This window comes from Enterobacter cloacae complex sp. HYC080_NIDB, assembly GCF_056673325.1.
On record NZ_CP114212.1, the window covers coordinates 1,336,773 to 1,356,912 of the forward strand.

The 20,140-nt window shown below is 53.6% G+C and carries 20 protein-coding genes, 1 tRNA gene and 1 pseudogene; 16 read left to right on the plus strand and 6 right to left on the minus strand.

The features are described from left to right. Nucleotides 1-134: 134 nt before the first annotated feature. Complete coding sequence (gene alaC / locus O1723_RS06365) at nt 135-1,373, plus strand: alanine transaminase (protein ID WP_014884716.1); 1,239 nt, start codon at nt 135-137, stop codon at nt 1,371-1,373. 52 nt (nt 1,374-1,425) lie between these two features. Here the strand turns inward: alaC and ypdK are convergent, their stop codons facing one another. Both ypdK and lpxP read right to left on the minus strand, forming a co-directional pair. Continuing rightward, a complete protein-coding gene (ypdK, locus tag O1723_RS06370; RefSeq protein ID WP_099458937.1) occupies nt 1,426-1,497 on the minus strand; it encodes a membrane protein YpdK in 72 nt (23 codons plus the stop codon). 358 nt (nt 1,498-1,855) lie between these two features. Next, nucleotides 1,856-2,776, minus strand: coding sequence for a kdo(2)-lipid IV(A) palmitoleoyltransferase (gene lpxP, locus O1723_RS06375; protein WP_086527720.1), 921 nt, complete (start codon nt 2,774-2,776; stop codon nt 1,856-1,858). A gap of 768 nt (nt 2,777-3,544) precedes the next feature. Between lpxP and tssB the strand changes: the two genes are divergently transcribed. The 5 genes and pseudogenes from tssB to O1723_RS06400 all read left to right on the plus strand — a co-directional run bounded on the left by tssB (nt 3,545) and on the right by O1723_RS06400 (nt 6,567). Continuing rightward, nucleotides 3,545-4,042, plus strand: coding sequence for a type VI secretion system contractile sheath small subunit (gene tssB, locus O1723_RS06380; RefSeq protein ID WP_248190610.1), 498 nt, complete (start codon nt 3,545-3,547; stop codon nt 4,040-4,042). A gap of 32 nt (nt 4,043-4,074) precedes the next feature. After that, nucleotides 4,075-4,209: pseudogene (locus O1723_RS06385) on the plus strand (type VI secretion system contractile sheath large subunit); the annotation flags it as partial. Nucleotide 4,210: 1 nt separating this feature from the next. Continuing rightward, nucleotides 4,211-4,666, plus strand: a complete 456-nt coding sequence (gene tssE / locus O1723_RS06390) for a type VI secretion system baseplate subunit TssE (RefSeq protein ID WP_014884692.1) — start codon at nt 4,211-4,213, stop codon at nt 4,664-4,666. Nucleotides 4,667-4,680: 14 nt separating this feature from the next. Continuing rightward, nucleotides 4,681-5,151, plus strand: coding sequence for a hypothetical protein (locus O1723_RS06395; RefSeq protein ID WP_014884691.1), 471 nt, complete (start codon nt 4,681-4,683; stop codon nt 5,149-5,151). Between the two features lie 96 nt (nt 5,152-5,247). Further along, a complete protein-coding gene (locus tag O1723_RS06400) occupies nt 5,248-6,567 on the plus strand; it encodes a VasL domain-containing protein (protein WP_038421078.1) in 1,320 nt (439 codons plus the stop codon). Nucleotides 6,568-6,612: 45 nt separating this feature from the next. On the opposite strand, the gene O1723_RS06405 is transcribed toward O1723_RS06400, so the two are convergent. Further along, nucleotides 6,613-6,684 (minus strand) — tRNA-Arg (locus O1723_RS06405). A gap of 75 nt (nt 6,685-6,759) precedes the next feature. Next, on the minus strand, nt 6,760-7,689 hold the full coding sequence (locus tag O1723_RS06410; protein WP_014884689.1) for a formate/nitrite transporter family protein: 930 nt from the start codon (nt 7,687-7,689) through the stop codon (nt 6,760-6,762). Nucleotides 7,690-8,004: 315 nt separating this feature from the next. On the opposite strand from O1723_RS06410, the gene mlaA reads away from it, so the two are divergent. After that, entirely contained in the window at nt 8,005-8,757 is a 753-nt protein-coding gene (gene mlaA, locus O1723_RS06415) for a phospholipid-binding lipoprotein MlaA (protein ID WP_014884688.1), read from the plus strand. Nucleotides 8,758-8,801: 44 nt separating this feature from the next. Here the strand turns inward: mlaA and fadL are convergent, their stop codons facing one another. After that, on the minus strand, nt 8,802-10,085 hold the full coding sequence (fadL, locus tag O1723_RS06420) for a long-chain fatty acid transporter FadL (protein WP_014884687.1): 1,284 nt from the start codon (nt 10,083-10,085) through the stop codon (nt 8,802-8,804). Between the two features lie 372 nt (nt 10,086-10,457). Between fadL and O1723_RS06425 the strand changes: the two genes are divergently transcribed. The 4 genes from O1723_RS06425 to sixA all read left to right on the plus strand — a co-directional run bounded on the left by O1723_RS06425 (nt 10,458) and on the right by sixA (nt 15,132). Then, the gene (locus O1723_RS06425) at nt 10,458-10,742 is read left to right on the plus strand and encodes a YfcZ/YiiS family protein (RefSeq protein ID WP_014884686.1); all 285 of its coding nucleotides are present in this window, start codon (nt 10,458-10,460) and stop codon (nt 10,740-10,742) included. Nucleotides 10,743-10,979: 237 nt separating this feature from the next. Further along, a complete protein-coding gene (fadI, locus tag O1723_RS06430) occupies nt 10,980-12,290 on the plus strand; it encodes an acetyl-CoA C-acyltransferase FadI (RefSeq protein ID WP_023337571.1) in 1,311 nt (436 codons plus the stop codon). After that, the gene (gene fadJ, locus O1723_RS06435; protein ID WP_023337570.1) at nt 12,290-14,437 is read left to right on the plus strand and encodes a fatty acid oxidation complex subunit alpha FadJ; all 2,148 of its coding nucleotides are present in this window, start codon (nt 12,290-12,292) and stop codon (nt 14,435-14,437) included. The genes fadI and fadJ overlap by 1 nt, the downstream gene beginning before the upstream one ends. A gap of 209 nt (nt 14,438-14,646) precedes the next feature. Further along, nucleotides 14,647-15,132, plus strand: coding sequence for a phosphohistidine phosphatase SixA (gene sixA / locus O1723_RS06440; protein WP_014884683.1), 486 nt, complete (start codon nt 14,647-14,649; stop codon nt 15,130-15,132). A 47-nt stretch (nt 15,133-15,179) separates the two neighbouring features. Here sixA and smrB read toward each other — a convergent pair whose 3' ends face one another. Next, the gene (smrB, locus tag O1723_RS06445) at nt 15,180-15,731 is read right to left on the minus strand and encodes an endonuclease SmrB (protein WP_014884682.1); all 552 of its coding nucleotides are present in this window, start codon (nt 15,729-15,731) and stop codon (nt 15,180-15,182) included. Nucleotides 15,732-15,876: 145 nt separating this feature from the next. Between smrB and prmB the strand changes: the two genes are divergently transcribed. Genes prmB through O1723_RS06470 form a run of 5 tightly spaced genes read left to right on the plus strand, consistent with a single transcriptional unit; the run spans nt 15,877 to nt 20,136 of the window. Beyond that, nucleotides 15,877-16,809, plus strand: a complete 933-nt coding sequence (gene prmB, locus O1723_RS06450) for a 50S ribosomal protein L3 N(5)-glutamine methyltransferase (protein WP_014884681.1) — start codon at nt 15,877-15,879, stop codon at nt 16,807-16,809. A 60-nt stretch (nt 16,810-16,869) separates the two neighbouring features. After that, the gene (aroC, locus tag O1723_RS06455; RefSeq protein ID WP_014884680.1) at nt 16,870-17,955 is read left to right on the plus strand and encodes a chorismate synthase; all 1,086 of its coding nucleotides are present in this window, start codon (nt 16,870-16,872) and stop codon (nt 17,953-17,955) included. A 2-nt stretch (nt 17,956-17,957) separates the two neighbouring features. Next, on the plus strand, nt 17,958-18,782 hold the full coding sequence (gene mepA / locus O1723_RS06460; protein WP_014884679.1) for a penicillin-insensitive murein endopeptidase: 825 nt from the start codon (nt 17,958-17,960) through the stop codon (nt 18,780-18,782). Continuing rightward, complete coding sequence (locus O1723_RS06465) at nt 18,782-19,591, plus strand: sulfite exporter TauE/SafE family protein (protein ID WP_014884678.1); 810 nt, start codon at nt 18,782-18,784, stop codon at nt 19,589-19,591. Before mepA ends, O1723_RS06465 begins: the two co-directional genes overlap by 1 nt. Beyond that, nucleotides 19,591-20,136 carry an elongation factor P hydroxylase gene (locus O1723_RS06470; RefSeq protein WP_014884677.1) on the plus strand — a complete coding sequence of 182 codons (546 nt, stop codon included), beginning with the start codon at nt 19,591-19,593 and terminating at the stop codon, nt 20,134-20,136. Before O1723_RS06465 ends, O1723_RS06470 begins: the two co-directional genes overlap by 1 nt. The last annotated feature ends 4 nt before the right edge of the window (nt 20,137-20,140 follow it).

Sequence of the window (20,140 nt, forward strand, 5' to 3'; positions counted from 1 at the left end):
GGTTTTCATGGGGTTCTCTTTTTTTTCATTTCCCTCTCGACAGCGTGATTTTTTTCAGGTTATTTTCTAAGCATGTCACATCAGTGGCAGCGTCGCTCGGACGGTCCGGGCGCTAACGTTAATCTGAGGAATCTATGGCTGAATTCAGTCCTGAACGCCGTTTTACGCGTATCGATCGTCTCCCCCCTTATGTTTTCAATATCACCGCTGAACTGAAAATGGCTGCGCGTCGGCGCGGCGAAGACATAATTGATTTCAGCATGGGCAACCCTGACGGCCCAACGCCACCGCATATCGTTGAGAAGCTCTGCACGGTTGCCCAGCGTCCGGATACGCACGGCTACTCAACCTCGCGCGGTATTCCCAGATTACGCCGCGCGATCTCGCGCTGGTATCAGGATCGTTATCAGGTTGATATCGATCCTGAAAGTGAAGCCATTGTGACCATCGGCTCGAAAGAGGGGCTGGCGCACCTGATGCTGGCCACGCTGGATCACGGTGATACGGTACTGGTTCCCAATCCAAGTTACCCAATCCATATTTACGGCGCGGTGATAGCCGGGGCGCAGGTACGTTCTGTACCGCTGGTGGAAGGCGTCGATTTCTTCAACGAGCTGGAGCGCGCAATTCGCGAAAGCTATCCGAAACCCAAGATGATGATCCTTGGTTTCCCGTCCAACCCGACGGCGCAGTGCGTGGAGCTCGATTTCTTTGAGAAGGTTGTGGCCCTGGCTAAGCGTTATGACGTGCTGGTGGTACATGATTTGGCGTATGCGGATATCGTCTATGACGGCTGGAAAGCGCCTTCAATCATGCAGGTGCCGGGGGCGCGTGACGTGGCGGTAGAATTCTTTACTCTGTCGAAAAGCTACAACATGGCGGGCTGGCGTATTGGCTTTATGGTAGGTAACAAAACGCTGGTGAGTGCGCTGGCGCGAATCAAGAGCTATCACGATTACGGCACCTTTACGCCGCTACAGGTTGCCGCTATTGCGGCGCTTGAAGGCGATCAGCAATGCGTTCACGACATTGCAGCCCAGTATAAACGCCGCCGCGACGTGCTGGTAAAAGGGTTACATGAAGCGGGCTGGATGGTGGAAATGCCGAAAGCGTCCATGTACGTCTGGGCGAAAATTCCGGAGCCGTATGCGGCAATGGGATCGCTTGAGTTTGCTAAAAAACTGCTGCAGGACGCGAAGGTGTGTGTTTCACCGGGCATTGGCTTTGGTGATTACGGTGACACCCACGTGCGCTTTGCTTTAATCGAAAATAGCGACCGTATTCGTCAGGCGGTGAGGGGCATCAAGAGTATGTTCCGGGCCGATGGCCTGCTCTCAACAAAGAGCGTCTCCGAACACCCCGCATCATCATGACATAAAAAGACAGGAGCCTATGGCTCCTGTCTTTTTGACTGCATGTTCTTCACTAGATCATCAGGGCAAAGGTTCCGGCCCAGACTAAAACGATCACCGAAATGCCCATAAAGAAATATTTCACGTTTCATCGCTCCGCGTATCTTGTGGTACGCATTTAAAAACAGAGTCCAACTGAGTATAGAGAACTGAAATCCGGCCAAAACGGAAATGAGAATTTTCCCGCTATGCCGCCGACTCCAGCTCAGAATTCTGTGCTTTCCTGTAGCCAGACGGCGCTAATGTACGCCTAAAAATGAGGGGTGACAAGAGGGATTTTTTTAAATAATTTCCGACACTTACGGGTATCGTGGAACGGCGACAGTTTGATTTCACAAGGCAATAAATTCACTTTGAGCGACGCGACGAAAAACCGTTACACGGGGTTATTACAGGTGATTGAAAAGGTTAGTTTCTTATCGAAACTAACCGTCACGCGGGACTTAAATATAGAGCGAGGCTTCGCCAAGTGGGCGCGTTTTGAAACGGCGATGCATCCAGAGATATTGCTCTGGCGCGCGCATGATTTCAGTTTCGATGACCTTGTTGATAAACGCTGCGGCTTCGCATTCGTTTTCAGGATAGTTAGCCATTTCAGGAGAGATGTGCAGACGATAGCCTGATTTATCCGCTTTTCTCACCATCGTCACGGTCAGCATGGCGGCGCCTGACAACCGCGAAATCACAAAGGTACCGTTGGTTGTCGCCACGTCTTTAACGGCAAAGAAGGGGGCAAAGCTGCTGCCTTTACGTCCATAATCCTGGTCGGGGGCAAACCAGACGGCTTCACCTTTCTTCAGGGCACCGACCATTCCACGCAGATTATTACGGCTGATCATCGCTTTATTGGAACGCATGCGGCCGCGCGTCTGTACCCACTCCATTACTGGACTATTGTGTGGTCTGTAGGTCGCCATCATTGGCTGGCAAAGACCCATCACCCGGCCACCCAACTCCAGCGACATAAAGTGAACGCCCACAACCATCACACCGCGCTTTTGCAACTGCGCGCGTTTAAGGTTGTCCAGCCCTTCGACATCAAACCACTTGCGGACGCGTTCATCCGACCAGAACCAGGCCATACCGGTTTCGAGCAGCGCCATACCGATAGATTTAAAGTTTTCAGAGATCAATTTTTCGCGCTCTTCAGCATTGTACTGAGGAAAGCAAAGCTCGATGTTTTTGCGCGCGATGGCTTCGCGACGTTTCAGGAAATAGCGAGAGGCGCTGCCCAGTTTCGACCCCAGCAAACGCAGCACAGGGTAGGGAAGTTGCACCAGCAGCCAGAGTACGCCAAGACCAAACCATGTAAACCAGTAACGCGGGTGTAAAAACGCACGTTCAAATTTGGATTGAGACAAGATAGTAAAACCTATGTGAAGCCTGTAAAGGTAGCGCAGCGTGTGCGATACGACGTGCCATTAAGACCGTTCTTCAAGGTGATGGTTTCAGGCTTTACCGAACTTTACGGCGTTGCCTGACCACTGCTGATTTGGGTGGGCGGCGTAATGTAGCACCGTTATACGTTATGTGCTATTACTCGTTTTTGATTAAAAAAGCGGCAGTCAAGGAGGTGGTTGATTTTACAGTTTTTATAGGCAGTCAGTCATGAGAACACCTTCCACCTGAGTCGGGCAGGAAGCCTCTTCAAGAGAGGAAGGATTAAAAGCGCTATTTTTTTGTGGCAGATTCCGTATTCAAATTTTTTTTGTACCTCTTCGTTTAACAAATAAGAATTTTCTTTGTGAAAGTTCTTATTTATTATTCATCCAATGAATGAAGTGCCTGAGTCCATAATTTATTCACCTTTCTTTTTATCGAGTCTAAAGTAGTTCTCTCCTGTGTTTTTGATATAGTGCTGTGATGCAAATCAAAACAATATTGTTTTTTTAGCATCTGACTGGCTGCAATCCCTTTTACGATACAAATATTTGTTTTACAGAAAAAGAGTAGCTTCTTTTTCTGGGTTGGTCTGATAAGTTGCAATAATATCTTAGAGGAAAATTCTTAAGAATTTTCTAATTGCGGATAAATGATCTGTGTATTTGATTTGAGGTCGATCATTGTTCTAATATTGCGCATCAAGAACGATACCGTGAAGTTTGCATCGCAAAACAAAGAGGGATGATCAAATGTCTGACAGTTTTCAGAATGAAGTGCCTAAGGCACGTATTAACCTGAAGCTTGACCTGCATACTGGCGGAGCAAGCAAGAAAATGGAATTACCCTTAAAACTGCTTGTTGCCGGTGATTTCAGTAATGGTCAGGATGCTGCGCCAATATCTGAGCGTGAAAAAGTTAATATCACCAAAAATAATTTCGACAGTGTTCTTTCCGAATATTCCCCAAAAGTTAATCTGAGCGTCAAAAACACACTGTCAGATGATGGTGGTGAGGACAATATTGAGCTGACTTTCCAGAGCATGAAAGATTTCACGCCAGAGCAGGTGGCTGCCCAGATACCACAGCTGAAGGCGATGCTGGCGATGCGCAACTTACTCCGCGATCTTAAGGCCAACCTGTTGGATAACCAGACTTTCCGAAAAGAGCTGGAAAAAATCGTTCTTGACCAGTCGCTTAGCGCTGAATTGCGCAATGAATTATCCGCACTGGCACCCACAAAAGCTTAACCATCACGATGTTTTAACGGATTAATCAAGGAATGCTCATGTCTGTACAAAATAATATTGCTGGCGGTGAAAGCATGGTGCTGGAACGTCCTGCTGCGGGTGGGGTTTACGCCTCCCTGTTTGAGAAAATCAACTTAAGTCCCGTCTCTGAATTGAGCGCCCTGGATAATGCCCCAGGGACATAACACGCCGTCGCTGTATGAAATGCTAACCGGGAATTTCACCGGTGGCCTGAACCTCAGCCAGGTCAGCGAGGAAAATCAGGTCATTCTGTCGGTACTGGATAACATGCAGCGCGTTCTCAACTGCCGCGCCGGCACGCTGGCGCATCTGCCCGACTATGGCCTGCCGGATATGACCAAAATCCTCCAGGGTATGCCAGGTACCGCCCATGAACTGATGGGCACCCTGTCGGCTGTCCTGCTCAAATATGAACCCCGCCTGAAAAGGATAGATGTGGTCCTGCTGGAGCAAAACGTACCTGGCGAGCTGCGTTATGCCATTGATGCTGAGCTCAAAGGTATCGGCCTGGTGCGCTACGGCACCGAGTTTATGCCGGAAGGGCGGGTTCTCCTGCGGCATCTTAAGCAACAGCAATATCTCGATACGAAAACTCGTCTGTAAGGCCAGAAAACACCATGTCAGTAAAATCACAGTTCCTCAAAAAACTACAGGCCAGACAGCCAGTTCCGGTTGCGTTTACCAGCAAAACTCAGGCCGATATTGCAGCGTTCCGCCAGCGAATGGCACAGCTTCAGGAGCAAATGGACGCGTGGCTGACAGGTACCGGACTGAATGTGGAGTCGTTCACTGCATCGGTCACGGACCTGCTGGTGGAGGGCGGGGCTTTTGACATTCCCGGTATCGTCCTGCATTACGACGACCGGTCTGTAACGTTTACGCCGGTATTTTTGTACGGTCAGGGCGTGACCGGATGTGTGGAAGCGGCCTTTCACACTAAAGGAAGCATATCGTCACTGGGGCGTTTATTTATGCGGTCAGGTACGGTGAGCGACTGGACCTATACTCCGGCGGGTGCATTATCACGTTCTGGACAGCGTTTTGATGAGAGCACATTTTTTGGTCTGATTCTGGCGCTTCTGCCATAGCTGCGGGTACTGCAGCCCCCTCTGAATATGCAGCACGCGAAGCCGCATAAACGACGACCTTCACTCACTCCTGATACGCCAAATGGACGACTGGTCATGAATGACATCACCCCACGTAAAATCAAAACCGGCGGCGACCCGCGCACGCTACCGGACTATACCGCCCTGCGTGATGAACTGAGTAAGCTCACCCATCCGGCGCGTCCAGACGTTAACTGGCAGCATGTCGAAAAACTTTGTCTTTCACTGTTTGAGCAGAACGGCGTGGAGCTTCAGACGCTGGCCTGGTACACGTTGGCTCGGACGCAGCTGGCCGGATTATTCGGGCTCAATGAAGGCCTGGCGATACTGGAGGCGCTGATTAGTCATCAGTGGGGAGCGATGTGGCCACAGCCGGTTCATGCCCGCATGGAAATCCTCAGCAGCCTGAGTCAGCGTCTGCAGCAACGGATGCGCTCGCTCCCGCTCAATTACAGCGACCTCAGCCAGCTGTACCAGGCTGAGCAACGGCTCACCGCGCTGGGGGAGGTGCTGCAGCGCCTGGAGCTTAAGCATCATAGCCAGCTGGATACGTTGCGTACCCTGATGCACAACAGTGCTGTCCGGCTGGAAAACAGCGAAGGAGCAACCGTCTCTGCCAGTAGTCCTTTTGAAGAAGATAACGCCCGGAACGAAGCAGTAAAATGGGTGTATGTCGCACAGTCGGAGTACCCGGCGAATGTTGACGTTCAGACGGCAATACCCGGTCCGATGAAAAAGTGGAAATCTTTCGTCGCCGGGATGGGGACCATGCTGGTGATAAGCGCACTTGCACTATGGGGTTGGCAGTATCTTCACCGTACTGACCCGCTACAGGCTCAGCTTGCAGCCTCATTGTCACCTTTGCCTGTACCTCTGTCACCAGAACAGCTTAAAACGCTGCGCCAGCAATCTTCGTTACCGAAAACGGCGATCGCGCAAACGCAGCAGCAACTTGCCCTGCTGGATAAATTGCCTCCTGACTGGAGTATGACTTACAGCCGAAAACTCACGGAACAGGCTGAGATGTTGTGGCCGGAGCAGGCTAAGCCTCTGGTTCAGCAGTGGCAGCAGCAACGGAATGCCGCGGCGTTACCAACAGAACAACTGAACGGCTGGCATCAGGGGATGGCAACGCTGGAGAAGTTGAGTCACCGCCTGAACGGTCTGGATGAGCAGAAGGGGAAATACATGACCGTCAGTGAGCTGAAGTCAGTGGTTTTTTCCGCTATGCAGTCATTTAATCAATCGATACCGGCTGAAGAACAGCTCCGACGACTGTCGCAGTATCCTGCTGGAAATGTGCTTCCTGAAGGGGAGAAGACTCAACTTGAGCTGCATTTAAAACAACTGGCAACGCGTTATGCTCAAATAAAACAGGACGCCTCTGCTCAATGAGTTGATGGGGCGAAATTGGCTGAAAAAAAGAGAGAAAGGTCAAAGTGTCCCCTGCAGGAATCGAACCTGCAACTAGCCCTTAGGAGGGGCTCGTTATATCCATTTAACTAAGGGGACGAGGCGGCACGAGTATAGCGTTATTTACACTTTGCGTTAAGCGCATCGCCGCCTGACTGCTCAAAGAGTCACCATTCAGCCCGTTTTTTTTGCCGAATTGCCCTCATTCTCCTGCGCCTTTAGCTCAGCTTTGCGTTTGTTAGACATGTCGTTACGGATTTGAGCATGGCTTAACAGCGCGAAGATAAACGTTCCGCCGCAGATATTCCCGGCCAGAGTCGGAAGGGCGAACGGCCAGAAAAAATCAGTCCAGTGAAGCGTACCATTAAAGACCAGATAAAGTATTTCAACGGTACCGACCACAATATGCGTGGTGTCCGCCAGGGCAATCAGCCAGGTCATCAGTATGATCACCACAATTTTGGCGCTGCCTGCGGAAGGAAACATCCACACCATCGTGGCGATAATCCAGCCGGAGATGATGGCGTTTGCGAACATTTCGGCCGGCGTGTTTTTCATCACGTCCATGCCAATTTTCACAAACGCATCCCGGGTAGGTTCATCAAAGATCGGCATATACTCAAACGCCCAGGCGGCGATACCCGTGCCGATAATGTTACCCAGCAGGACCACGCCCCACAAACGCAACAATAAACCGAAATTGCCGAGGGTAGGATTTTGCATCACTGGCAGAACGGCAGTCACCGTGTTTTCAGTAAACAGCTGCTGGCGGGCCATGATGACAATAATAAAGCCGAAGGTATAGCCGAGGTTCTCCAGTAAAAAACCGCCGGGTACACCCTCAAGTTGAACATGAAATATCCCTTTTGCGAGCAGTGACGCGCCCATTGACAGTCCCGCAGCGATGGCTGACCAGAAGAGGGCCATGGCATCGCGCTCCATCTCCTTTTCGCCATCCTGGCGTATATGTTCGTGAATTGCCATCGCGCGGGAGGGGAGGCGATCTTCATCAACTTCTATCTTCTCGCCGCGCGCTTTCTCCTCGCTCTCAATTTCAATATCCTCTTTGCTCTCTGCAATTTTGTCTTCACCCACTTCTTTCATAACGGCTCCCGGAGGTTGATCTTTCTTTTAAGCGTAGCGGCTTTTATCAGGATGCCTGTGGGGATGCTCTTAAATTGGCGGCAATGACAACAAAGGTGAGACATCTCTTTCAAAGGCATTATAAAATTGCCAGCGAAACGAATTCCAAAAGCCAGGCTATGCTGAGATCAGAGCCACGGTGTTTATTGCCCGTACTTGTGCTCATAGACATCGGTAAACGTGCTGTTACAATCACTTGCACGTTTACAGACGGAGCGCCAGATGCTTCGTTACGGATGGCAATCAACGATAGCCATACTGAACAGGGAGATATTTATGAAACTTCGGCTGTCGGCGCTTGCGCTGGGCATGACGATGCTTGTGGGCTGCGCCAGCTCCGGGGAGCAAACGGGACGCTCCGATCCTCTCGAAGGATTTAACCGCTCCATGTATAGCTTCAACTACAACGTGCTGGATCCGTATGTGGTTCGGCCGGTGGCAGTGGCATGGCGCGATTATGTTCCACAGCCTGCGCGTAATGGGCTAAGCAATTTTACCAGCAACCTCGAAGAGCCCGCGGTTATGGTGAACTACTTCCTGCAGGGTAACCCGTATCAGGGGATGGTGCACTTTACCCGCTTCTTCCTGAACTCCATTCTGGGGATGGGCGGCTTTATTGACGTCGCAGGCATGGCGAACCCGAAACTGCAGCGTGAACAACCGCACCGCTTCGGCAGCACCCTGGGGCATTATGGCGTAGGTTATGGTCCGTATGTCCACCTGCCGTTCTATGGCAGCTTCACCGTGCGTGATGATGGTGGCGATATGGTCGATACGTTGTATCCGGTCCTGTCGTGGCTGACCTGGCCGCTGTCGGTGGGTAAATGGACGGTGGAAGGGATTGAAACCCGCGCGCAACTGCTCGACTCAGACGGTCTGCTGCGCCAGTCTTCCGATCCTTACATTATGGTGCGTGAAGCATACTTCCAGAATCACGATTTTATTGCCAACGGTGGCAAGCTGAAGCCGGAGGAGAATCCAAACGCGAAGGCTATCGAAAACGAACTCAAAGATATCGATTCGGAATAAATAAAAAAGGTGAGCGATGCTCACCTTTTTCGATTTCAGTGCGCTTAGAACGCGTAGTTAAAGTTCGTACCGAACAGCCAGGCTTTACCTTCAGAGGTAAACTCGTACGGACCTTCCTGGAACGTCACTTTCTGACCGTGCATATAAGATACGCCCGCATCGATGGACGCATTCTCGTTGAACGCATATGTCGCACCAGCACTTAACCAGAAGCGGTCCTGATCCGGAATGGAAATGGAACGTTTGTCTGCCGGAACCGGGCTGTCGTCAAATGCGATACCGGAGCGGAAAGTCCAGTTTTTATCGTAGTAGTAGGTGGTACCCAACGCAATACGATAGGCGTCGTGGAAGCTTTCATCCTTATAGAACAGCGTTTGACCATTGTTGCCGGTTGCTTTCAGCTCCTGGAACTGGCTCCAGCTGGTGTAGGCCAGGCTATAGTGAATAGCCCATTGTGGTGCCACGCGGTTGTAACCGGAGACTTCCCACATTTCTGGTAAATGCAGCGACAGTGAACCTGGAACTGTCTGGTTTGAGGTGCCCCATGGAATGGTGGTACCCGCGCCTGGAACCAGGTTGTTGACTGGCGCCAGGATGCCGCTCTTGTAATCGCCGTCGAAGTCAATTTTCACTTCGGAACGATAGGTCAGGCCCCAACGGTTGTTTTTGTCCAGCTCATACAGGATACCGGCGTTCCAGCCATAGCCCCACTCATCACCTTTCAGGCTGGCAATTTTATTGCTGTTTTTCGGCAGGCTGGCAGTCTGCTCGCCGGAGTAACGCTCAATTTTTGCATCAGCGTAGACGGCATCAAAGCCCAGACCAAAGCTCCAGCTGTCGTTCAGACGATAAGCACCGCTCAGGTTCAGGTTCAGCGTCGTAAGATCGGTTTTACCGCCGTATTCACCTGCCGGATAGTTGTTATTGAATTCAGTTGCAAGGCCGTAGTTGGACGTGACGGACGCCCCCCAGCCAAATTGCTCATTAATAGGTGCAACGAAGTGCAGGTTGGGTACCCATGCGGTCGGGGCAATATTGTCCGCTTTCAGGCTCGCACCTGTGTAAGGCGACTTGCCAGAAATGTTGACATCAGGATCGATATATACCGCACCCGCAGAGAAGGTCGGGCGATCGAACATCATGATCAGTGCAGGGTTACGGCTGGCGTTACCTGCATCATCAGCAATTGCACCTTCCCCAGAATACGCGCGGCCAAGGCCAGAGGAAGAAAATTCGTTTAACTGAAAGCCCGCTGACCAGGCGGAAGTGGAGACGATTGCCACTGCGACTGCCAGCGCAGTCTTGTTGAACAGGGTTTTCTGGCTCATGACCATAACCTCATTGAGTTATTTTTATTCAATAATTGTTACATACCGTAACAGGAGCGCGAAGTGTAGGGTCTGAGGTTTGACAGACAAATCAGACCAGTGGCCAGAGTATAGGTCTGACCAGCTGGGATGTTGCAAGTTTGTTTATTAATATTTTCAAACATGTTTCATGAAACGAGATCTGGTTGGCAAAAATGTGACCATCGCGACTCAGTCAAAAGGGTGGTTTTTGTTTTAGATCATTTTTTAGTGTGATATTGGTCACTTATCCGATTTTGCGCCATTAACGGCTGGAGAGAGCCTGCGCCGGGGCGTAAAATAGCAGCATCGTGTTTATCTCGCGCGCTGCGCGAATACAGAGGAAATTGAGCTATGAGTAAATGCAGTGCTGATGAAACCCCGGTTTGCTGCTGTATGGATGTTGGCACCATCATGGACAACTCCGATTGCACAGCGTCTTACAGCCGTGTGTTCACCAACCGCGCTGAAGCGGAAGAAACCCTGTCCGCGCTGAGCAAGCGTGCGCGTGATGTTGAATCCGATCCGTGCGAAATCAAATCTACCTTCACCGAGGTGGACGGCGGCGTGAAGCTGGATATTGACTTCGTGTTTGCCTGCGAAGCAGAAACGCTGATTTTCCAGCTGGGCCTGCGTTAATTCCTGCGGGCTGGTGCCCTCACCCCGACCCTCTCCCACGGGAGAGGGTGCAAACACTAAAAAACGGTAACCTACGGGTTACCGTTTTGCTTTTACCTCGGGGCATTTTCTTTTTCTTCTCTGTGTCTTACCTCGCACTTTTTCGTTTCCCCAATTGGCTGAATGTAAAAAAATGGTTAAGACTATTATCAGGTCAGACCACTTAACGTTTGCGTCAATTTTTTACAGGGGAGTGTTATGAGTCAGGCATTACCGCTTATTACCCGTCAGGGCGATCGCATTGCCATTGTCAGTGGTTTGCGTACGCCGTTTGCGCGTCAGGCAACGGCGTTTCATGGCATACCGGCTGTCGATCTGGGGAAAATGGTGGTGGGGGAGATGCTGGCTCGCAGCGAAATTCCGCCTGAGGTCATTGAACAGCTGGTTTTCGGCCAGGTGGTTCAGATGCCTGAAGCTCCCAATATTGCGCGAGAAATTGTCCTCGGCACCTGGATGAGCGTTCATACGGATGCCTATAGCGTCAGCCGCGCCTGCGCGACCAGTTTTCAGGCGGTGGCTAACGTGGCGGAAAGCCTCATGGCGGGCACCATTCGCGCCGGGATCGCCGGAGGCGCTGATTCCTCTTCGGTACTGCCTATTGGCGTCAGTAAAAAGCTGGCCCGTATTCTGGTGGATGCAAACAAAGCCCGCACGACCGGTCAGAAGCTCAAACTCTTCTCGCGTTTACGTCTGCACGACCTGATGCCTGTACCCCCTGCTGTCGCTGAATATTCTACCGGCCTGCGCATGGGCGATACCGCGGAACAGATGGCGAAAACCTACGGCATTACCCGTGAGCAGCAGGACGCGCTGGCGCATCGTTCACATCAGCTGGCGGCGAAAGCCTGGTCAGAGGGCAAGCTCACCGACGAGGTGATGACCGCCTATACGCCTCCTTATCGGGAACCACTGGTTGAAGACAACAATATCCGCGGTACCTCGACGCTGGCGGATTACGCCAAACTGCGTCCGGCGTTCGACCGTAAACATGGCACCGTGACTGCGGCCAACAGTACACCGTTGACGGATGGGGCAGCCGCCGTGATCCTGATGAGCGAATCCCGCGCGAAAGAGCTGGGCATCACCCCTCTGGGCTATTTGCGCAGCTATGCCTTCACCGCCATTGATGTCTGGCAGGACATGTTGTTAGGTCCGGCCTGGTCCACGCCGCTGGCGCTGGATCGCGCAGGGCTGACGCTGGCTGATTTAACCCTGATTGATATGCACGAAGCCTTCGCCGCACAAACCCTGGCAAACGTACAGCTGCTGGCAAGCGAGCGTTTTGCACGTGATGTGCTGGGGCGCGCCCATGCCACGGGTGAAGTGGATCAAAGCAAATTCAACGTGCTGGGTGGTTCGATTGCCTATGGTCATCCGTTTGCGGCGACAGGGGCGAGGATGATTACTCAGACATTACACGAGCTACGTCGCCGCGGTGGCGGGTTTGGCCTGGTGACCGCCTGTGCGGCGGGGGGCCTGGGTGCTGCAATGGTTCTGGAGGCTGAATAATGGAAATGACATCTGCATTTAACCTGACGGTTCGCCTCGATAACGTCGCCGTGATCGCCATTGATGTGCCTGACGAAAAAATGAATACCCTGAAGGCGGAGTTTGGCATTCAGGTTCGCGCGATGCTCAGGCAGATCCGCGAAAACAAGGCCATTCGCGGTCTGGTGTTTATCTCGGCCAAGCCGGACAACTTTATTGCCGGGGCCGACATTAACATGATCGCCCGGGCGCAAAGTGCGCAGGAAGCGGAAGATCTTGCGCGTCAGGGGCAGCAGGTGATGGCCGAGATCAACGCGCTGCCGATCCCGGTGATTGCCGCGATCCACGGTGCTTGTTTGGGTGGTGGACTGGAGCTGGCGCTGGCCTGCCACAGCCGCATTTGTACTGACGATGCGAAAACCGTTCTGGGCCTGCCGGAAGTGCAATTAGGTCTCCTGCCTGGTTCAGGTGGCACGCAGCGTCTGCCGCGCCTGGTAGGGGTTAGCACCGCGCTGGAAATGATTCTCACCGGCAAGCAGCTGCGCGCCCGTCAGGCGCTGAAAGCCGGTCTGGTTGACGATGTCGTTCCCCACGCGATTTTACTGGAAGCTGCTGTAGAACTGGCGCTGAAAGGTCGCCAGCCAAAACGTCCTCTTCCGGTGCGAGAGCGTGTGCTGGCGGGTCCTCTGGGAAGGACGATCCTGTTCAACATGGTGGGCAAAAAGACCGAACAAAAAACCAAAGGCAACTACCCGGCGGCGAAACGGATCCTGGAGGTGATTGAAACCGGGTTGTCACAGGGAAGCAGTAGCGGCTATGCCGCTGAAGCCAAAGCCTTTGGCGAGCTGGCGATGACGCCGCAGTCACGGGCGCTGCGCAGCATCTTCTTCGCCAGCACAGAGGTGAAAAAAGATCCGGGCAGTGAGGCTGAGCCTGCTCCGCTGCGTGCAATTGGCGTGCTCGGGGGTGGGCTGATGGGCGGCGGCATTTCTTTCGTTACCGCAAGTAAAGGGAAACTGCCGGTACGCATCAAAGACATTAACCCTAAGGGAATCAACCACGCGCTGCAGTACAGCTGGCAGAACCTTGATCAAAAGGTCAAGCGCCGCCATATCAAGGCAAGCGAGCGTGATAAAACCCTGGCGATGATCTCCGGCACGACGGACTACAGCGGTTTTGCGCACCGCGATCTGGTGATTGAAGCCGTATTTGAAGATCTGGCGCTCAAGCAGCAGATGGTGGCGGACGTTGAACAGCATTGTGCGTCGCATACCATTTTTGCCTCGAATACGTCGTCATTACCCATCGGCGATATCGCAGCGAAAGCCGCACGTCCTGAGCAGGTGATAGGTCTGCACTTTTTCAGCCCGGTAGAAAAAATGCCGCTGGTGGAGGTGATCCCTCACGCCACAACCAGCCCGCAAACCATCGCTACCGTGGTGAAGCTGGCGAAAAAACAGGGCAAAACCCCCATCGTGGTTGCGGACAAAGCCGGCTTCTACGTCAACCGTATTCTGGCGCCGTACATCAACGAAGCGATGCGGCTGCTGACGGAAGGGGAGAAGATTGAGCACGTCGATGAGGCACTGGTAAAGTTTGGCTTCCCCGTTGGTCCTATCCAACTTTTGGATGAGGTGGGAATAGACACCGGCACTAAAATTATACCTGTACTGGAAGCCGCTTATGGCGATCGTTTTGCGCCGCCTGCAAATATTGTTTCTGCAATTTTGAAGGACGATCGCAAAGGCAGAAAAAATGAACGCGGTTTCTATCTTTACGGCGCGAAAGGGCGTAAAAGCAAGAAACAGGTCGACCCTTCTGTTTATGGGCTTATCCCGACCTCAGGTCAGGGGAGACTCTCCGCCGTTCAGTGTGCTGAACGTTGTGTGATGATGATGCTCAATGAAGCGGCACGCTGCTTTGGTGAGCAGGTGATCAAGAGCGCACGGGATGGCGACATCGGCGCCGTATTTGGTATTGGTTTCCCGCCGTTCCTTGGCGGCCCGTTCCGTTACATGGATACACTCGGCGCGGGTGAAGTGGTGGCTATTTTGCAACGTCTGGCAACGCAATATGGCCCGCGGTTTACACCGTGTGACGAATTATTGCAGATGGCGGAACGGGGCCAGACATTTTGGCCTGCAAGGGAAACTGTCCTCGTAAGCTGAGGTCAAAGAAGGGTAAATCCCGACGTGAATGAACCTGTTTTGGCGATTTTGTAAACAGAGATTGACTATACTTACGCCATTGAGGTAAAAAACAGCGTTTCATTCACCGAATGGATCAGGCACAATGCCCGGCCATCGGGTTTTCTACCTCAGAGCATTTATCGCGGGTAGTCAACGCCGGTGATTCTGGTTAACAAAAGCGGTGCAATATGCAAGTTTTTATCATGCGTCACGGCGACGCGGCACTCGATGCCGCCAGTGACTCAGTACGCCCTTTAACAGTCTGTGGTTGCGACGAATCTCGTCTGATGGCAACCTGGCTTAAAGGCCAAAAAGTGGATATCGAACGCGTTCTGGTGAGTCCGTTCCTGCGTGCAGAACAGACGCTGGACGTGGTAGGGGAGTGTATGAACCTGCCATCCAGTGTCGATGTTCTTCCTGAACTGACGCCATGCGGTGATGTCGGCCTTGTCAGCGCCTACCTTCAGGCACTGTGCAATGAAGGTGTCGCTTCCGCACTGGTCATTTCCCACCTGCCACTGGTTGGCTATCTGGTTTCTGAGTTGTGCCCGGGCGAAACGCCGCCAATGTTCACCACATCCGCCATTGCCAACGTCACCCTCGACGAAACCGGCAAAGGGGTCTTTAACTGGCAAATGAGTCCGTGCAACCTGAAGATGGCAAAAGCTATCTGACGTGACGTGCGACAGGGCGGGGTGCAAATGTGCTTCCCGCCATGCTGTCAGGGCAACTCAGGCGGTTGCCACTCCTCAACTTCTATCAACACCAGCAATGCGGCATCTCCGCCGTACTCTTTGGGTGCCTGATGAAACGCCATCACATGTGGATGCTGAGCCAGCCACAGCGGCGTTTGCTGCTTAAGTATATGTTTCCCATGGCCGTGCATCACGCAGGCGCAAAACACGTGTTCGCGGCGACAGGCGGCGATCAGTGCCCCCAGCTCCTGTTTCGCCTGCATCTGCGTTAACCCGTGCAGATCGAGAAACAGCTCCGGTGAATAATCTCCGCGACGTAATTTTTTCAGTTCAAAGTGGCTGACGTCCTCGCGCACGTATTTCACCGCGCCCTGCGTATTCAGTAGCGGTTGAAACTCATCTGAAAAATAGTGGCTGTTATCCGCCTGCTCCTGCAGCAGTCGTTTGACCGGAACGTCGCTGATTTTTTTACGCTGCGGGCGATGGACAATGGTGTCCTGCGTGATTTTACGCGTCCCGGTCATCAGCTGGCGGAAGAGAGCCTGATCCTCCTCGCTGAGCGATGTTTTCTTTTTCATTCGTCATTCTCATCTCGTATTTCCGATAGTGTACCCGACTAAACGCATTTTTTAACCTCAAGCGCGACGCGTCATTGCTGATTTATCGCCGTCTTCATGGCAAACTAGCCGCCGAAAATTATGCGAGCATGCCCTGGAGGAAAGAGTGGATAAAATATTTGTCGATGAAGCAGTAAACGAGCTGCATACCATACAGGACATGTTGCGCTGGTCGGTTAGCCGCTTCAGCGCCGCCAACATCTGGTACGGTCATGGTACCGATAACCCGTGGGATGAGGCCGTTCAGCTGGTGCTGCCGTCTCTTTATCTGCCGCTGGATATTCCGGAAGACATGCGCACCGCGCGCCTGACCTCCAGTGAAAAACACCGCATTGTTGAACGGGTGATCCGCCGCGTCAACGAACGCATTCCGGTCGCCTACCTGACCAACAAAGCCTGGTTCTGCGGCCACGAATTCTATGTTGATGAGCGCGTGCTGGTGCCGCGTTCACCGATTGGTGAGCTGATCAACAACCACTTTGAAGGCCTGATCCACCATCAGCCGCAGCACATTCTGGATATGTGCACCGGCAGCGGCTGCATCGCGATTGCCTGCGCCTATGCCTTCCCGGAAGCGGAAGTGGACGCCGTCGATATCTCTACCGACGCGCTGGCCGTCACCGAGCACAACATTGAAGAGCACGGCCTGATCCATCACGTTACGCCAATCCGCTCGGATCTGTTCCGCGACCTGCCGACGCTGCAGTACGACCTGATCGTCACTAACCCGCCGTACGTCGACGCGGAAGACATGTCCGATCTGCCAAATGAATACCGTCATGAGCCGGAGCTGGGTCTGGCGTCAGGCACTGACGGCCTGAAGCTGACTCGTCGCATTCTGGCCTGCGCGCCGGATTACCTGACCGACGACGGTGTTCTGATTTGTGAAGTGGGCAACAGCATGGTACATCTGATAGAGCAGTACCCGGATGTGCCGTTCACCTGGCTTGAGTTCGATAACGGCGGTGACGGCGTCTTTATGCTGACCAAAGCGCAGCTACTCGACGCGCGCGAATACTTCAGTATCTATAAAGATTAATCCAGCGGGCTTCGGCCCGTTTCACAACGCTCAAACACAAACAACAACATCGGAGCCGTGATGGCAGGAAATAGTATTGGACAGATATTCCGCGTGACCACCTTTGGTGAGTCGCACGGGCTGGCTTTAGGTTGTATCGTTGACGGCGTACCGCCCGGCATCGAACTGACTGAAGCTGATTTGCAGCACGACCTTGACCGCCGTCGTCCGGGCACCTCTCGCTACACCACGCAGCGTCGCGAGCCGGATCAGGTCAAAATTCTCTCTGGCGTCTTTGAAGGCCGCACCACCGGGACCAGCATTGGTCTGCTTATCGAAAACACCGACCAGCGTTCTCAGGACTACGGCGCTATTAAAGACGTATTCCGTCCGGGCCACGCTGACTATACCTACGAGCAAAAGTACGGTTTCCGCGACTATCGCGGCGGCGGACGCTCTTCCGCGCGTGAAACCGCGATGCGCGTGGCGGCGGGTGCCATTGCCAAAAAATACCTGCAGCAGAAATTTGGCATCGTCATTCGCGGCTGTCTGACCCAGATGGGTGATATTCCGCTGGCCATTAAAGACTGGGACCAGGTTGAGCAAAACCCGTTCTTCTGCGCCGATGCCGACAAGCTGGATGCGCTGGACGAGCTGATGCGTGGCCTGAAAAAAGAGGGTGACTCCATTGGGGCGAAGGTCACCGTGGTGGCCGACGGCGTGCCGCCAGGCTGGGGCGAGCCGGTGTTTGACCGTCTCGACGCTGACATTGCGCACGCGCTGATGAGCATCAACGCGGTGAAGGGCGTAGAGATTGGCGACGGGTTTGACGTGGTTCAGCTTCGCGGCAGCCAGAACCGCGACGAAATCACGAAAGCGGGCTTCCAGAGCAACCATGCGGGTGGCATCCTCGGCGGGATCAGCAGCGGGCAGCAGATTGTTGCGAATATTGCCCTGAAGCCAACCTCCAGCATTACCGTGCCGGGCCACACGATTAACCGCTCTGGCGAAGAAGTTGAGATGATCACCAAAGGACGTCACGATCCTTGCGTGGGGATCCGTGCGGTGCCGATCGCAGAAGCGATGCTGGCGATCGTGCTGATGGATCACTTCCTGCGCCAGCGCGCGCAGAATGCGGATGTGACGACCACCATTCCACGCTGGTAACCATGAAAAAAACCGCAATTGCTCTGCTGGCGCTGCTCGCCAGTGGAGCCAGTCTGGCCGCCACGCCGTGGCAAAAGATCACCCATCCGGTGGCGGGCAGCGCGCAGTCTATCGGCGCCTTTTCGAACGGCTGCATCGTCGGCGCGCAGGCACTTCCGCTGCAATCGGATACTTATCAGGTGATGCGTACCGACCAGCGCCGTTACTTCGGTCACCCTGACCTGGTGCTGTTTATTCAGCGACTGGGAAACCAGGTACATAACCTGGGGCTGGGGACGATGCTGATTGGCGATATGGGCATGCCTGCGGGCGGGCGCTTTAACGGCGGGCACGCCAGCCACCAGACCGGACTGGATGTCGATATCTTCCTGCAGCTACCGAAAACACGCTGGACGTCCGCGCAACTTCTGAAACCGCAGGCGCTGGATCTGGTGGCGAGTGACGGTAAGCGCGTGGTGCCCTCCCTGTGGACGCGGGATGTGTCCAGCATGATCAAGCTGGCAGCAGAAGATAATGACGTCACGCGGATCTTTGTGAATCCGGCCATCAAACAACAGCTCTGCCTGGATGCCGGAACTGACCGCGACTGGCTGCGCAAAGTGCGCCCGTGGTTCCAGCATCGTGCGCACATGCACGTTCGTTTGCGTTGCCCGGCAAACAGCCTGGAATGTGAAGATCAGCCGTTACCTCCGCCAGGCGATGGCTGCGGTGCGGAGCTGCAGAGCTGGTTTGAACCGGCAAAACCTGGAACCTCTAAGCCTGAGAAGAAGACACCGCCTCCGTTGCCGCCTTCCTGCCAGGCGCTACTGGATGAGCATGTACTTTAATGGATAATTTCGTCGATCTGTTTATGGTGTCCCCGCTGCTGCTGGTGGTGCTGTTTTTTGTTGCCATGTTAGCCGGGTTTATTGATGCGCTTGCTGGCGGCGGCGGGTTGTTAACGGTACCCGCACTGCTGGCGGCGGGCATGAGCCCCGCTCAGGCACTGGCCACCAACAAACTTCAGGCCTGCGGCGGCTCGCTTTCAGCATCACTCTATTTTATCCGCCGCAAGGTGGTGAGCCTCGCCGATCAGAAGCTCAATATTCTGATGACCTTTATCGGCTCGACGTCGGGCGCGCTGCTGGTGCAGCACGTACAGTCCGATATTTTGCGCCAGATCCTGCCGATTCTGGTTATCTGCATCGGTCTCTACTTCCTGCTGATGCCAAAGCTCGGTGAAGAAGACCGTCAGCGTCGCTTGCATGGCTTGCCGTTTGCCCTGATAGCCGGGGGCTGCGTCGGTTTTTACGACGGCTTCTTTGGTCCGGGCGCAGGCTCGTTTTACGCGCTGGCGTTTGTGACGCTGGCCGGGTTTAACCTCGCTAAATCTACCGCCCATGCCAAAGTGCTTAATGCGACCTCTAACCTTGGTGGCCTGTTGCTGTTTATCATTGGCGGCAAGGTCATCTGGGCAACCGGTTTTGTCATGATGGCAGGGCAGTTCCTGGGCGCGCGCGTGGGCTCGCGCCTGGTATTAAGCAAAGGACAGAAGCTGATTCGCCCGATGATCGTCATCGTTTCGGCGGTCATGAGCGCAAAGCTTCTTTATGACAGCCATGGACAGGAGATCCTCCACTGGTTGGGGATGAACTAATGAACAGTACGCATAACTACGAACAGCTGATTGAGATTTTTAACGGCTGCTTTGCTGATGATTTTAATACCCGTCTGATTAAAGGCGACGACGAACCGATCTATCTTCCTGCTGATGCCGAAGTGCCGTACAACCGGATCGTCTTTGCGCACGGCTTTTACGCCAGTGCGCTGCATGAAATTTCGCACTGGTGCATTGCGGGGAAAGCGCGTCGCGAGCTGGTGGACTTCGGCTACTGGTACTGTCCGGACGGACGCGACGCCGCAACCCAGGGCCAGTTTGAAGATGTGGAAGTGAAACCGCAGGCGCTGGAATGGCTATTCTGTGTCGCGGCGGGTTTCCCGTTCAACGTCAGCTGTGACAACCTCGAAGGCGACTTCGAGCCAGACCGTATCGTCTTCCAGCGCCGCGTGCATGCACAGGTGATGGAATATCTTGAGAAAGGCATCCCGGAACGTCCGGCCCGCCTGATCGAGGCGTTACAGAATTATTACCACACGCCGGTGATCACGGCGGAATGCTTCCCCTGGCCGGAAGATCTTTAACTGA